The following is a 15,466-nucleotide window of genomic DNA, read 5'->3' as shown; positions in this document are numbered from 1 at the left end:
TTAGACGTAAATATTTTCATTCTTGTGGGTAAGAATGAGTTATATCAAGTAAACTATTTATGATATAAGATTACCACAAAATAAACTTTAAATAAATTAAATAAAAGTATTAAATTCCTTATTTTTATATCTATTTATAATATATTTAAGGGAAATAGGAGTGAAGTTTTAGTAATATGAATAATAAATCAAGAAAATTATCTATTTTGCTCAATATTTCCCAAATATTAAATATTAATAATGAAATGCTTTTGATTGGAGAAATTGCAAAAAAAGAGCCTATTTATTTAAGAATATTTTTATATAAATGGAGAAATAATAGTATAATGAGATTTTATAGGTAAAACTAAAATTGACAATTTAAACAAAATTATTTAATATAAAATTTTGAAGAGAAATAGATATCTTTTTAATGTATAAAGTAAAAAATATAACAAAAGAAAAGATTTACCTAAAGGAGGTAATTAAAATTACTACGAGGAATGCATCAAGAGGGGTGCTTATACTAACACTTACAAATGTATTGTCTAAAATACTTTCGTTAGTATATATACCACTTCTTATAATAAACATAGGTGAGGCTGGTTATGGTAACTATGGTTCAGCTTATTTAATATATACTTTTGTGTATATGGTTACAATTGCAGGGTCATCTAGTGCGATACCTAAATTAATATCAGAATATAGTGCAACAGGTCATGAGAGAGATGCTATGGCAAGTTTTAAACTTGGAAGAACATTTCTTATAGGAATGGGAGTTCTTATGACAATACTTTTATTATTATTTACTAATGTTTTTGTTAAAATGACAGGATTTGATAATAGTAAAATAGCTATATATGCACTTGCACCAGCTATACTTATAACAGCTGTAAGTAGTGCTTATAGAGGATATTTCCAAGGTAGAAACAATCTTGTACCACTTGGAATATCACAATTTATAGAACAGGCTTTAAATGTAGTATTAAGTTTAATATGTTCGTTTGCTCTTATGAAAATTAGCCTTCCATGGGGAGTTGCAGGGGGGGCTATTGGGACAGCAGTTGGAGCTTTAGCATCTGTAATTTATCTAAAAATCAAATATGATAAAGATTTAAAAGTAAGAGGAAGAGTTAAATCTGAGCCTAGAAAACATAGTAACCAGCATATTGTAAGATATATCTTTAAATATTCATGGCCACTTATAGTTTCAGCTTTAATTCTTTATGCAGGTAACAATGTATTTGACCAAATAATTATTAATAGAAGTTTAGAATGGCTAGGGTATACTCAGACAGATGCAAGTACACTGTTTGCTTATTTCAACCAATATTTATCACTTATAAATCTTCCAATGATTCTTATAAGTTCAATAGCTTTATCAGTATTCCCTATTATTGCAAGAGAGAATGCATCAGAGGATAAAACTAAACTTAGAGAAGGAATTGATAAATTATTTAAACTTGGATTTATGATATCACTACCAGCCGCGATAGGACTTTCAGTATTAAGTGCACCAATATATCACTTTATATTCTTTAAAATGTCTAATACTAGTGGGTCTATCCTTATGAGATTTGGTGGATATGTCTTTATATTCTCATCAATATATCAACTTACAGTTACTATGATAAACAGTCTTGGTAAAGTGAAATCTGGTACTGCAACAGCTCTTGTATCAGTAGCAATAAGACTTATTGTAGACATAATTTTTGTGAGAATTGCATTTATAAATATTTATGGAGCAGTAATAGGATTACTTCTTTCAAATTATATAGGAATGTTATTAAATATGAGAATAGTAGAAAAACATACAAAGACAAAAGAATCTTATTTAAGAAATATAATTAAACCAGCTATTGCAGCAGCAATAATGGGAGTAGTAATGTACTTTGTATATCTTGCAGTTGGGGCAATAATTGGATTTGTTTTAGGAGCGCCAACAAATGCAAACTTTGCAGGTTATATTTCTAATGCGATATCACTTGGAATTACAGGTTATATAGGTGGAATTGTATATCTTCAAGTAATGATTAAGATAAAAGGAATGAATAGTGAGGATTTAGCTATCTTCCCAAGAAAAATCAGAAGATTATTTTTTGCATAAATAATAAAGAGTCGTAATTTTTTTAATTACGACTCTTTATTAATTTATATTTAATTATCAAAATTCAATTTATAAAATATTATTTTTCTATAAGTATTGCAACTTCTGATAAGTAATTGCTATCTGTTGTTATATATCTTTTTTCAAGCAAATATAATTTTCCATCAAGGTAAATAAGTGGGAATGCCCCATATGTTTCGCCATTGTCATTACAAGTCATACCAATGCTATTTAGGTAAGTAACAACAGTTTCCTTGAAATTATTTCGTTTAATTGAAGTTTCTTTATCAAATTTTATTGTGAATGTTTCCTTACCTATGCTATACATTGGTTTGATTAAATCCTTAAATAATGTTGCCAAACAAAAATCCTCCTTCTTTATTAAAACCTTTACACTAATAATTAATTCTGTTTTCAAAATAATTATATACCAATTAAGCAATCATGTAAACGTTATATGGATAAAAAAGTAAAAATTTTGAAAGTATTTAATTAAAATTAAAAATATACTTTCAAAATTCATAAAGTATTATATTTTTTTTGGATTAATTTAAGAAATTCAAAAAAATAAAGTATACAAATTTACAAAATATTATGTTAAGAAAGTAAAATGGCGAGTTCTGTCCTATTTTCAAGGTTAAGTTTATCTAAAACTTTACTAACGTAATTTTTAACTGTGCCTTCTGAAAGAAATAATTTTGAAGATATTTCTTTATTTGCAAGACCTTGTGCTACAAGTATTGCAACTTCTTTTTCTCTATCAGTTAGCTGTGAAAGATCAAAAATATCTTTTTGAATCGGCACTTCTGATTTTGAATTTAATACAGCACTAAGTTTTAGTGCTATTGCAGGGTGAATAAGAATATTCCCTTTATGAACACTTTTTATTGCTGAAATAATATCATCTGGGTCTGCATCTTTTAAAAGATAACCAGAGGCACCATTTTTAAGTGAATCAAAGATATAATCATTATCATTAAATGTTGTAAGTATCAAAATTTTTATATTAGGAAATTCATTTTTGATTTCAAGTGTTGCCTCAACACCATTTTTAAGTGGCATTCTAATATCCATTAAAAGAACATCAGGAGTATATTTTTTGCAAAGAGAAATAGCCACAACACCATTTTCACCTTCATCTAATATATTTAGTTCATCATCAAGAGAAAGAATCATTTTAAGTCCTTCCCTTATTATCTTTTGGTCATCTATAATTAGTAAATTAATCAATTTTATCTTCCTTTCGTATGGGGATTATGGCTAGGACTAAGAAACCATCATTTAAAATTTTAAAATCACAAGTTCCTCTAGTGAGTGATATTCTCTCATTGATTCCTTTTAGTCCATTTGATTTAATTATATCACTTGGAGGGATACCATAATTTCGTATAGATATATTAATACTTTCATTAACTTTAACTTTAATTTCAAATTCAGTGGATTTTCCATGCTTGATTCCATTAGTTAAAGACTCTTGTACTGTTTTATAAATTATAGTTTTTATAAATGGGGAGAAGTTTTCAATTGCACTATCTATATCTACACTAAATTTAATTTCTGATAATGGAGATGTAGTTTGAAGAAGATCATTTATAGATTCTGATAAAATTGTTGAGTTTTTCATCTCTTTAAGTTCGAAAACTGTATTACGAAGTTCTGCAATACTATCTTTAACTATAAGTTTTGTTTTATCTAATACTTGTTCTGACTTTTGAGGAGAGTCTTTTAATTTTTTTAGAATATCAAGATGCATAGATATTGCCATAAGATAATGACCAAGTGAATCATGTAATTCCTGTGCAACTCTATTTCGCTCATCAGATAAAGTTAACTCTTCAATTTGAGATGCATATTCTTGAAGTTTTTTATTTTGAATAGTTAGCTCGGTATTAAGTGTAGAAATTTCTAATCTAGAAGTTCTTCTGTTATATCCTAAAAGACTAAATCCAATAGTCAAAAGGTACGGTAGGAAATAGGCATAGATATGATGTAGGTAATTTTGTAGAGAACTAAAAGGAAGCCCTTTTAGAGTAATAACAAGTAAGAAACTTAGCATTAAAAGACTAAGGTAAATAAAAGTTTCTTTTGTATGTTTAGCATATATAGATAAATATGTTAAGACATATATATATACATAAATTAAAGAAGAACTATGGTCAAAATACATTGTTATAAAAATAGGGATAGGTATAATGTATTTGAAAATAGTATAAAGCCTAGCATTAATTTTATAGGTAGAAAGAATTTCTAAAATTAGTGATATAGACATTAATAAAATAAGAATAGCCCTAATAGGGGAATCAGATTTAGAAACAAGATTCCAAAGTATTAGAGCTAAAAGTATATATTTAAAAATGGGAAGTTTAGATTCAGTGTTATATTTAAGTGTTTTCATAATTATATAATATCCTTATTGTCTTGATGTTTTGAGTAGTTTATAAACATAATTACTCGTCTAGCGCTTACAGAAGCAGTTGCTAAAATTAATAAAGAAGAATTTATAAGTGTAAATAAGTTTGCTTCATAAGATTTAAATACAAATCTTAAAAGTGATTCAATTATTATATAAGCAATAAGTATTATAACATCAGTTAAACCTCTTTTATAGACTACATGACCTTCTTCATTTTTTGAGTAAGAGTAAAATTTTGAACGAAATAGTCCAAAGAATATACCAATTATTCCAGCGACTATAAATATTCCATAGTAGTAAGTTGGCATATTAGTAATTTTTGAAACAGATTGGTAAACCGCACTAAGTAAAAGTAATGGGATTATTATTATTGATATTGGTTTTATTTTTCTTTCCTTTCCTTTAAGACTATTTTTTATTATTAAAAAAACGATTAAAATCATTACTATTATATTCATTTAATATTTGCCTCCAAAAATTTATCATTTGTTTTGTTAAGCTATATTCTAATTATAAAATATATAAGATGTTATGTAATGTTACTAAAGTAATAAGAAAAGTCATAAATTTTAAATCCTCTTTTCTTAAAGCTAATAATAGTTTTAGAAAAAGAGGATTTTATATGTATTAAAGTCTTTTTTTTATTTCTCGATACTTTAAAAACATGGCAACTCTTCTTATTGCAATTGATGAAGTTGCTAAAATTATAAGAGCTGTATTTATAAGTACAAAAAGACTAGAGTCATATATTTTAAATACATATCTTATTAAACCTTCTAGGGATAGTAAAATTATTAATATTATAGAATCCCATATTTCTTTTTTATAAAAAACATCTCCATCGGCATTGATTGCGAAAGAATATGATTTTGATCTTGAATAGCCAATAAGTCCACCAAGCAGTGCAGCTATAATAAATACAAAGTAATAGTAGAGTGGTAGATGTGTTGATGTGTGAAAGATTCCATATAAGTATATTAGAATAAGGACAGGTAATAAAATAAATGACCTTGCCTTAACTCTTTTTTGTGTTCCGCTAGAATATCTTTTTATATTTTTTATCAATATAAGAAGAATGATTATAAATGGTAAAAAATGCGACATATTATCCCTCCAGTTTTTATCTTAAGTTTAAATTCAATACATATTAGTATTATAATTTATTTTAAAAAAAATTTCTTGTTATTAATCTAAGTTATATTTACATATAAATATAAAAAAACAAATTTACGTTAAAAAGATTGTGCAAAATAATGGTAAAAATAAATAAAATTGGTATAATTTACTTATAAGAGTTTTGAGGAGAGGGTTAAATGAGTGGGGTTGAGAGAGATAAAATCAAATCTTTAATAGAATCGAGGGAAAATTTGGAGAAATCTAAGTTTCTTATAGTGGGAAAAGAATCTTCAGGGAGCAATATTATAAGAAATTTATTTAATAAGAATTTTAATGAAGACGATTTAAAAAGTGGAGATTTAGCAGTTAAAAATTTGAATATTGGAAAAGAAACAAGTGTTACTTTTTCTAGTAAATTTGAAGTGAAAAATGGACTTTTAGATTTTAGCAGTTTTGATTATATTATTTGTGGGATTTCTCTTTTGAAAAAAAGAGTAAATATCCAAAGCTTAAAATTAATTAATAATATTATTACGAGTAATGGTAATGTTATTATAGCATTAACAGATGTAGAATTTTTAGACCTGAGAGAATTTGAAGAAATGAAAGAAATTATAGCTAGAGAAATAAATAATGAAATTGAAATCATAAGTGTTATGGATTTAGATATATCTTCTAAATATAATCAGTGGGGAGATTTAGTAGAATCTATTAAAAATAATTTAGATAGCAATAGTAAAGTAAGTTTTATGAAATCTCAAATTATTGATAATTCATTTAAAGATAATATGTGTGATGAAACAGTAAGATTTTATATTGAGTTATTTAATGAACTTGAGGTGGAAACACTTAGTGAAGCGGACCTTGTTTATATACAAACATATATGGTTAGTGAAATATTAGGCTTGTACCCACATGGAGATGAAGTTAGACAAGTTGTTATAGATTTAGTAGAAGGTAATATTTCAAAGTTAGTTGCTATTAAAAGAGAAAAAATAGAAGTTATTTTAAAGGTAGAAGAAGAAGAAAGATTAAGATTAAAGGCTGAAGAAGATGAAAGACTAAAAGTTGAAGAAGAGGCAAGGCTTGCAGAAGAAGAAAAACTTAGATTAGAAGAAGAGGCAAGAGTTGCAGAGGAAGATAGAGTTAAGATAGAGGAAGAAGCAAAACTTAAAGCACAGGAAGATGCAAGAATTGCGGAAGAAGAAAGACTTAGACTTGAAGAGGAAGCAAGAATTATAGAGGAAGAAAGAGTTAAAGTAGAAGAAAAAGCAAGACTTAAAGCACAGGAAGATGCAAGAATTGCAGAGGAAGAAAGACTTAGAGTTGAAGAAGAAGAAAGAATTGCAGAGGAAAAAAGAATTAAAGAAGAGACTGAGAAAAAAATAAAATTAGAAGAAGAAAAAAGAGCTGCGGAAGAAGCAGAAAAAATAAGAATTAAAAAAGAGCGTATAGAAGCAAAGGAAAAAGCAAGACTTCAAGTTGAAGAAGAGAAAAGAAAAAGAATTGAAGCTGAGGCAAAGAGAAAAAAAGCTGAAGAAGATTTAAAAATTAAAGAAGAAAAACTAAATCAACAGAGAATTGATTTAATTGAACTTAGAAAACTTGAAGAAGAAAGAAAGATAATAAATGAAAAAATTAAAAAATTAAATAAAAGTCTTAGAAAGAATGCAATCGAAGATGTAGATTCAACTATAGAGGATATGATAATTGAGGCAAGTTTTACTGTGGATGATTCTGATGGAATAGAACCAAAACATGCCGTTAATGAAATAGAGGCAAGAATTGATGGAATAATCTATGAAGCAATTGCGATAAGAATGGAAGATTTAATTGAACAGGTTAGAAATGAGATAAAAGAGAAGTTGAAAGATAATAGCATAATTTAATACTTTAAAGGAGGTTTATTATGTCAAATAGAGATTTGGAGAATATTGGTATCGAAAAAGATATTGCTATAAGTATGACTAAAGAATTAGGTAGCAAAATTTCAGAAGTAATAAAATCGAATTTTCTTATTGAGAAGGATGATGAGAGCAGAGATTTTAATATTATTGATGATTTAAAAAAAATAGAGGTAAAAGAAGCATTTAAGTTAGAGGAAGAGAGGTGATAATATATGGCAATACCATTAAATCTTTTAGTTATAGGTAAGACAGGTTCTGGAAAGAGTGCACTTGTAAATTATATTGCAGATGCTAACTTAACTAAGGTTGGTGCTGGTAGTGAGGTAACACAGGAAGTTTTAAAAAGATTTGATTATATTCATAGTGGTGCAAAAGTAGCAATTTATGATACAAAAGCAATTAATTTAGAAGAAAGTATTGAAACTAGTATATTATCTACTTTTGCAACTGATAGGAAAAGAGCAGATTTTGATTTGATATTATATTGTATGTCAGCATTCCAAACTAGTATTGAAGCAAAAGAAATTGAAAAAATTGTTGAGATAAGAAAACAAAATAAAAATATAATATTTGTGGTTACAGGTGATGATATTATAAAAGGTGAAAATAAGGAATTATTAGGAAAAATAAAAGATTTAGGTTTTAAAGAAGCTGATTTTGTAAAAGTAAGTTCTGAGGAAAAAGAATACTTATCAGGAAATACAGGTAATAGATATGGGAAAACAGAATTATTTGAAAGTATAAAAATAAAATTGAGAGAACATATATCAAAAAGTGTTATTGATGAATTTACTATAGTTATAGAAAGACGAGTTCCTATGTGGAATTTAAGATGTAAAAGCGAACTTAAAAATAATAAAAGTTTATTTGTAAGAAAGCATGAAAAGAGAACTGAAGATGAACTTGTAAAAGATTTTAACCTATATTTAAAAGAGACAGAAGATGCATTAAATGATGAACTTTCAAGTATATTAAAAAGTATATATAGAAAATATAACTTTATGTATACTGAGGATGTTTTAGAGTTTTGTGAGGATATAAATATAAATTCACAGCTATATCTTCCTGATAAACTTAAAAAAAGTTATAATTTTGCAATTATAGATAAGATACAAAAAAACTTAGCAAGACATTGGAGTGAGGCAATGAAAGAAACAATAAGTAAATTTGGAGTTTAAGAGTTTAGAGATATGTGCAAACATATCTCTTTTTTTTATTGATGAAATATATTAGTTTTTTATTAAGAAGGCGTTAACTTTAGCATTTTAATAGAATTTTTTGTTAAAATGAAAAATAGACTATAGAGTAAAGGTTAATAGGGGGAGATTAAAATTAGCGGTAATAGACAGGAAAGAAATAATCCGAAAAAAAGTAAAAAGAAAATAATAATAATAAGTATATTTTTAACTATTATAGGGATATTTGTAGCAGGAGGAGCTTATGTTGTAAATCTTTTAAATAGTATGGAAAAGGTTGAGATAAATGAAGAAAATCTAGGTGTGAGTAAAGATTTAACTGAGGAACAAAAAAATATTAGAAATATAGCTTTATTTGGAATTGATTCAACAGGGGACAAGGGTCGTTCAGATGCTATAATGATACTTACGCTTGATGAAAAGCATAATAAAGTTAAACTTACATCAATAATGAGAGATTCATATGTAGATATAAAAGGACAAAAAGATAAGATAAATCATGCATATGCCTATGGTGGACCAGAACTTGCAATTAAAACTATAAATGAGAATTTTGGTTTAAATATAAAAGATTTTATATCAGTTAATTTTGATTCACTTGGAGCAATAATTGACGAATTAGGTGGAGTTTCAATTAAAATTACGGAAGAGGAAGTAACTCATATTCCAGGGATATCAGCCACAGGAGTTCATAATTTAACAGGGGCACAGGCGCTTGCTTATTCAAGAATAAGGTATGCCTCTGGTGGAGATTACCAGAGAACACAAAGACAAAGAAATATTATGCAAGGAATATATGAGAGTTTTAGATATACTGAGCTTACAGAATATCCAGGACTTATAAGTTCATTTCTACCATATGTAACAAGTAATATGGGTGGGACAGAGATGATTGGGATAGGGACAGAATATGCAGCTATAATGAGTTCTGGTCTTGATCAAATAAGATTCCCAAGAGATGGAGAAGGTCAAAATAAAATGATAAATGGAGTTTATTATCTAGAGTATGATATCGAAAAGGCTGGAAAAGCAATGAGATCTTATATTTTTGATGATGAAAGAATTCCTTTTGAAAAATAATAATTAGTTTGAAGAGTAGCAAAGCAATTTGCTACTTTTTTAACTTATAAAGGAGTAATATATGAAAAGTAAAGTAATAAAGGAATTCAAGTAAGAAACTAATAAATTTAAAAATGATAAAATATAGTTTTATTAATAAAGTAAAATAGACTTTTATTAAATTGGCTTATATAATTTAATAAAAATTACCTTAGGAGGAAAAGTTTGTGACTGTATATATAAAAGATGTGTTTATTAGGTTAAATAATTATAGAATGAGAATTCTTATAGTTCCATTGATATATGGGGTACTTATGTATTTAGTAAGTGATAACTTAAATAAAGCGATTTCAAATTATTTAGGTTTTTTTGCTGGATATACAGGACTAATGTTAATTGGGATTATTTTTAGTAAAGCTAGGAGAAAAAATTAAAAGACTTTCTATAAAATTTTGATTTTATAGAAAGTCTTTTTTTTATGGCTATGTCTTATGTAACTTTGAAATTTAGATAATTTGAATTTTATCCTTTAAAAAAGAAAAATCTTTCTTAAGAATCCAACCTCTAGAGTTTACGTTATTTATTGAATCAAGTTCTACATAAAGCCAAATTTCATTAGCGATTACACATTCCTGAAGAATTGGAACATCAGATGCTTCTACAAGTTTGCAAACTGATTTTGTTTTGTCTATTGGAGTAAAATATACAAAAATATTTTCTTTAGTAATTCCAGAAGAGAAAGACTGTGGAACATATTTTATTTTAAGATTTTTAAGAGTAGCACCACTAGGCGATAATTTCCCTTTAACGGCAGTAAATTGTTGATTTAAAAGTCTATACTGACGTCTAAGCTCTCTAAGTTTTGTATCAAAGTAGAAAAATTCTAAGCCACAAAAACAAACAAGAGCTATACATAAGATGAGTAAAAATGTAGTCATATGAAACCTCCCAAAAGATTATTTATATAAATATATATTTATATAAAATTCTTATAATAACCAATTTTAAGAATTAATGAAGTAAAAGAGTATAATAATTGATTTACTATCAAAAAATAAATTAAATTTAAAATGTTAAGTAGGGAGAGATTAATTTGAATCATATAGAGGTATTCTTTAATAATTTAGTTAAGTTATCATTTAAGCAAATGTTAATAGCTAGTTTAATATTGCTTGTATTTATTTTAATTAATAAATTATTAATTGATAGATTAATTAAACTTGCAAGTAAATTTGTTAAAAAAACTAATACAAGATTAGATGATAATATAATTAAATCTATAAGTAGACCTTTAAAGTTTTTTGTAGTTGGAATTGGCATATATTTTTCTCTAAGAAGTATAAATATTGATCTTATGCCAAGTGATATGCTATCAAGTTATAAGTATCTAAAGATTTTGATAGTTATAACTATTTGCATGTTTTTATATAATTTAACTTTAGAAAATTCTATTCTTCATCATAGTTCATCAGAAAATAATAGTGATAATAAAGTAGTATTTCCTTTTGTGGCAATAGTAATGAGAGTAATAATTATAATTATAGCTGTGATAACAATAGCGCATGAATTTGGATTAACAGGTTTTTTAACTGGACTTGGAATAAGTGGTATAGTTGTAGCTTTTGCGGCTCAAGATACATGTTCTAATCTTTTTGGGGGCATGATGATAGTTTTAGATAAACCCTTTGCATTAGGTGATTGGGTTCAAACACAAGAAGTTGAGGGGATAGTTGAAGAGATAACTTTTAGAAGTACAAGAATAAGAACATTTTGTAAGTCACTTGTAACGGTACCAAATTCTAAATTAACTAATAATAATATAATTAATTATTCTAAAAGAAATAAGTGGCAAATAACTTTTAAACTAATAATTGATTTATCAGCAACAGCAGAAGAAATTGAAAAAATAGTTGATGGAATGAAAATAATAATAGAATCAAAAGATGAAGTGCAAAAGGAACTGATAATAGTAAGCTTTACAGAGATAACGGTAAATGGTTATGCAATACTAGTATATTTTTATACTGATATGGTTAGCTTTTATAGGTATCAAGAAATAAAAGAAGAAATAAATATGGCAATAGTATCTATTTTAAATCATTATAAAGTTCCGCTTAGTAGAGGAACTTTAATTGATGTAAAGAATAGTGTCTTATCAAGAAATTGTACTATACAAAATAAAAGTTAAGTATAAAATATAGTAAAACATTATATTGTATATATAAAGAAACTTAGATAATTATATAAAATAAAATAAAGGTCGAATGATGCAAAAATTATTTAGGTACTAATATGAATTAAAAGTTAATAAATAAAATATGAGTAAAATAATAAGATGAAAAGACTATTTGAAATAGTCTTTTTTTTATTTGAGTTAAAGTCTATAAAAGAGTTGAAGAAATAACAAAAATATCTGAAAATAGGGGGTTTTCAAAGATTAGTTAAGCAAAATTAAAAAGAAGATTAAACTAAAAAATGTTAGATATATACTAATTTGTATAGAAAAAATAATATTTAGTTAGGTTATGTTAAAAATAATTTTATGTTAACAGAAAGTTTAAAAATGATGTTGGTTTTCAGAGGGAAATAAATAGGAAAATAGCATTCTTAAATGGTAGAATTTAACTATAGATAACAAGAATTTTTGTTTTGGAAAAGAAAAAATATCTTGTGGAAATTAAATAAAATTTAAAATTAACCATATACATAATAAAAAGCAGCTACTTTGGTTGGGAAATTTTTAAGTGAGGAGAGAGATTATGAGAGTAGAAAATTTAAAAAGAAAGCTAGCAATGTTACTGACAGGAGTTTTATGTACAAATATGATATGGTCAAATATAGCAATAGCTGAGCCAGTGGAAAAGAGAAATCCAAATTGGCCAGCAGAAATAACTAGTTTAGGGGATTATAAAACTTATAATGCAGTTGTGTGGGGAGAACATACAGCGTCACAAGCAGACGTAGAAGGAAGACTTGCTGTAAAAGGAAATTTAAGTGCACCAACAGTAAGAAAGGCTTTTGATATAGGAGCAGCATATAAAGAGAATACTGTAGCAATAGGATCTCCAATAATAGATTATTCAGTACCAGTTTTATTATTAGGTGGCAATATTATAGATAATGGAATCGTAGAAGATACTTTTTATGGAGAGCAGAATAAACAAAGAATTGTAAGGGTATCATCAGGAGCGATAGCCCTTACAGAAAAGGTTACAGAAGCTACTAAAGTAAAATTAATAAAAGATGGTTGGTATTATAAAGGTGATTTCTTAGTGGAGAATACTGAGGTTAATCAAGTTTTTGATGAAATTAAAAAAGAAATAGATGAAAAAATTGATATAGCAAAAAGATTAGAAATCGCACCAGATAGTGTAGCAAATGGACATTTGGGGATAGTGAGTACTACAAATACAAAAATCCTTACAAATACTGAAAAGGGAACTAGTGAATTGTTTGAGATAAAAGGGAAAGATGGAAGTTTTAATTTACCTATATTAGAAGAAAAAGAAAAACTTATAGTATATTCAGATGCTAAAAATATAAACTTTAATGATCAAATATACTATAATGGTAAATTACTTTCAACTACAACAGAAAAAGCATTAGTAACAGAATTAGCACCAAAAATATTATGGGTATTCCCAAATGCAGAAAAAGTTATATCTACACAAAAAGATATTCCAGGAAGTGTAATAGCACCAAATGCAGATATTGATATACATGGTGGTTCAATAAATGGACAAGTGTTTGCTAATAATTTAAATCAAATTCCAGGAAAAAATGGTGGATTTGGAGCTGAAGTTCATAATTTTGTATTTGACTGGGATATTTTTGATGATTTAAAAGAGAAATCAGGAGATATTACATTAACTAAATTAAATGAAGGTAGAGAACCTTTAGAGAATGTTGAATTTATAATAAGAAATGAAAAAGGTGAAGAAGTAAGAAAAGGTAAAACAGATACAAATGGAAAAGTTACTTTTGCTAAGCTTCCAGAGGGAAACTATACTTACGAGGAAGTAGCAGCACCAGAAGGATATGTAAGAGATACAAAAAAACATTCATTTACAATAGTTAATGGAGAAGTTGTTCAAGAAGAAGTAATTAATAAAGAAATTAAAGGAAATTTAAAACTGAAAAAAGCATCATCAGAATTAGATGAAGATGGAAAACAAATATTTTTACAAGGGGCAGAATTTGTTATAAAGGATGCTGATAAAAATATTGTAAAAAAGGGTCTCATAACAAATAAAGATGGAATAATTGATGTTACAGATTTAAAATATGGAGTTTATTATTATCAAGAAGTTAAAGCACCAGAGGGGCACATATTAGATGATAATGAATATAAGTTTGAAATAAAAGAAGATGGTGAAATAGTAGAAATTACAGCGGAAAATATAAAATTAAGCGAAGTTAAAATAGTAAAAATAGATGCTGAAACAAATGAACCACTAAGTAATGCTAAATTTATAATTAAAGATGCAAGTGGAAAAAAAGTTGGTGAAGGGTCTACAGATAAAGATGGTATTTTAATCGTAGGAAGTCTTCCAGTTGGAACTTATACTTATGAAGAAGTACAAGCGCCAGAAGGTTATGAATTTAGTGATAATAGTACAGGCTCATTTAAAGTAAAGGAAAGTGGAGAAGTTGTACTTGTTAAAGTTATTAATATAAAGATAGAAGGACCAAAGCCTGAAGTAACTGGAGAGTTGAAAATTACTAAAAAAGGTGATGATGGAAAACTTCTTGCAGGAGCAAAATTTATAGTTAAAGATTCAACAGGGAAAATTGTAGCTGAAGATATTACAGATGATAAAGGGCAAGCAAATATTACAGCGCTTATACCGGGTGAATATACATTTGAAGAAGTAGTAGCACCAGAAGGGTATGAACTTGATAAAACAATTTTCAAATTTGCAATAAGAGAAACTTCAAATGGAACTCAAGTAATTGTGAGAGAAGTTATCAATAAAAAAGAAGAAAAACCAGTTCCACCAACACCAATCAATGGATATTTAGAAATTAAAAAGTTAGATGCAGATAATGGAGTGGTTTTAGTAGGTGCTGAATTTACAGTGCTTAATGAAGAAAATAAGGAAGTAGGAAAAGGTATAAGTAATAATGAAGGTATGGTTAGAATTTCAAACTTACCTCATGGAAAATATAAAGCAATTGAAACAAAAACACCAGAAGGATATGAAACGATTGGAAGCAATGAATTTGAATTTGAAATAACTGCTGATGGAAAAGTTTATACTAAAATAGTTTATAATAAAAAAATTGTCAGTGGACTTGGAAATATTGAATTAAAGAAAATTGATAAAAATTCTAAAGATCCTTTAAGTGGAGCTAAGTTTGCTATCAAAATTCCAAAAAATGAAAATATAGGAGAGCAAGATAGATTAGTAGCAGTAGGGATAACTGATGCCAATGGAATAGTAAGATTTGAAGAAATTCCTTTTGGAGAATATGTTTATCAAGAAACAGAAGCACCTGAAGGTTATATTTTAGATTCTACAGAGTATCCAATCACAGTAGAAAGAAATGGATTCTTATGGTTATCAAAAACAGTAGATGCAACTATCACTAATAAAAAAAGTGAAGTTCCACCAACACCAATCAATGGATACTTAGAAATAACAAAAGTAGATGCAGATGATAATAAGAAATTATTAAAAGGTGCAGA

Annotated in this window: 14 protein-coding genes; 8 read left to right on the top strand and 6 right to left on the bottom strand. The window is 26.9% G+C overall.

The genetic code is table 11. The features are described 5' to 3' along the window. The first annotated feature begins 412 nt into the window (after window positions 1–412). The gene (locus Q0V24_RS10955) at window positions 413–2,086 is read left to right on the top strand and encodes a polysaccharide biosynthesis protein (RefSeq protein ID WP_297521413.1); all 1,674 of its coding nucleotides are present in this window, start codon (window positions 413–415) and stop codon (window positions 2,084–2,086) included. Window positions 2,087–2,165: 79 nt separating this feature from the next. Here Q0V24_RS10955 and Q0V24_RS10950 read toward each other — a convergent pair whose 3' ends face one another. From Q0V24_RS10950 to Q0V24_RS10930, 5 genes are all read right to left on the bottom strand, one after another. Further along, complete coding sequence (locus Q0V24_RS10950; protein ID WP_297521411.1) at window positions 2,166–2,447, bottom strand: hypothetical protein; 282 nt, start codon at window positions 2,445–2,447, stop codon at window positions 2,166–2,168. A 236-nt stretch (window positions 2,448–2,683) separates the two neighbouring features. Next, complete coding sequence (locus Q0V24_RS10945; protein ID WP_297521409.1) at window positions 2,684–3,316, bottom strand: response regulator transcription factor; 633 nt, start codon at window positions 3,314–3,316, stop codon at window positions 2,684–2,686. Continuing rightward, window positions 3,309–4,043: a histidine kinase gene (locus Q0V24_RS10940; RefSeq protein ID WP_297521407.1), complete on the bottom strand. Its 735-nt coding sequence runs from the start codon at window positions 4,041–4,043 to the stop codon at window positions 3,309–3,311. Before Q0V24_RS10940 ends, Q0V24_RS10945 begins: the two co-directional genes overlap by 8 nt. Window positions 4,044–4,483: 440 nt before the next feature. After that, a complete protein-coding gene (locus Q0V24_RS10935; protein ID WP_297521405.1) occupies window positions 4,484–4,957 on the bottom strand; it encodes a CcdC protein domain-containing protein in 474 nt (157 codons plus the stop codon). 169 nt (window positions 4,958–5,126) lie between these two features. After that, window positions 5,127–5,603 (bottom strand): CcdC protein domain-containing protein, encoded by a 477-nt coding sequence (locus Q0V24_RS10930; protein ID WP_297521403.1) that lies wholly within the window; start codon window positions 5,601–5,603, stop codon window positions 5,127–5,129. A 209-nt stretch (window positions 5,604–5,812) separates the two neighbouring features. On the opposite strand from Q0V24_RS10930, the gene Q0V24_RS10925 reads away from it, so the two are divergent. The 5 genes from Q0V24_RS10925 to Q0V24_RS10905 all read left to right on the top strand — a co-directional run bounded on the left by Q0V24_RS10925 (window position 5,813) and on the right by Q0V24_RS10905 (window position 10,211). Beyond that, complete coding sequence (locus Q0V24_RS10925; RefSeq protein WP_297521401.1) at window positions 5,813–7,504, top strand: hypothetical protein; 1,692 nt, start codon at window positions 5,813–5,815, stop codon at window positions 7,502–7,504. Window positions 7,505–7,524: 20 nt separating this feature from the next. Next, window positions 7,525–7,728, top strand: a complete 204-nt coding sequence (locus Q0V24_RS10920) for a hypothetical protein (protein WP_297521399.1) — start codon at window positions 7,525–7,527, stop codon at window positions 7,726–7,728. A gap of 6 nt (window positions 7,729–7,734) precedes the next feature. After that, window positions 7,735–8,700, top strand: a complete 966-nt coding sequence (locus tag Q0V24_RS10915) for a GTPase domain-containing protein (RefSeq protein ID WP_297521397.1) — start codon at window positions 7,735–7,737, stop codon at window positions 8,698–8,700. Window positions 8,701–8,985: 285 nt separating this feature from the next. Continuing rightward, window positions 8,986–9,798: an LCP family protein gene (locus tag Q0V24_RS10910; protein ID WP_297521395.1), complete on the top strand. Its 813-nt coding sequence runs from the start codon at window positions 8,986–8,988 to the stop codon at window positions 9,796–9,798. Between the two features lie 206 nt (window positions 9,799–10,004). Next, window positions 10,005–10,211 carry a hypothetical protein gene (locus Q0V24_RS10905; protein ID WP_297521393.1) on the top strand — a complete coding sequence of 69 codons (207 nt, stop codon included), beginning with the start codon at window positions 10,005–10,007 and terminating at the stop codon, window positions 10,209–10,211. A gap of 72 nt (window positions 10,212–10,283) precedes the next feature. Here Q0V24_RS10905 and Q0V24_RS10900 read toward each other — a convergent pair whose 3' ends face one another. Continuing rightward, window positions 10,284–10,715 (bottom strand): hypothetical protein, encoded by a 432-nt coding sequence (locus Q0V24_RS10900; protein ID WP_297521391.1) that lies wholly within the window; start codon window positions 10,713–10,715, stop codon window positions 10,284–10,286. Window positions 10,716–10,870: 155 nt separating this feature from the next. Here Q0V24_RS10900 and Q0V24_RS10895 point away from each other — a divergent pair, with 155 nt between their 5' ends. Then, window positions 10,871–11,965: a mechanosensitive ion channel family protein gene (locus tag Q0V24_RS10895; protein ID WP_297521389.1), complete on the top strand. Its 1,095-nt coding sequence runs from the start codon at window positions 10,871–10,873 to the stop codon at window positions 11,963–11,965. Window positions 11,966–12,536: 571 nt separating this feature from the next. Next, a partial coding sequence (locus Q0V24_RS10890; protein WP_297521387.1) for a SpaA isopeptide-forming pilin-related protein occupies window positions 12,537–15,466 on the top strand: 2,930 nt, incomplete at its 3' end.

This window comes from uncultured Clostridium sp. (genome assembly GCF_947039605.1).
Taxonomy (GTDB): Bacteria; Bacillota; Clostridia; order Clostridiales; family Clostridiaceae; genus Sarcina.
The sequence above is the reverse complement of the archived record's forward strand: the minus strand, read 5'-3'. Positions and strand labels throughout refer to the sequence as shown.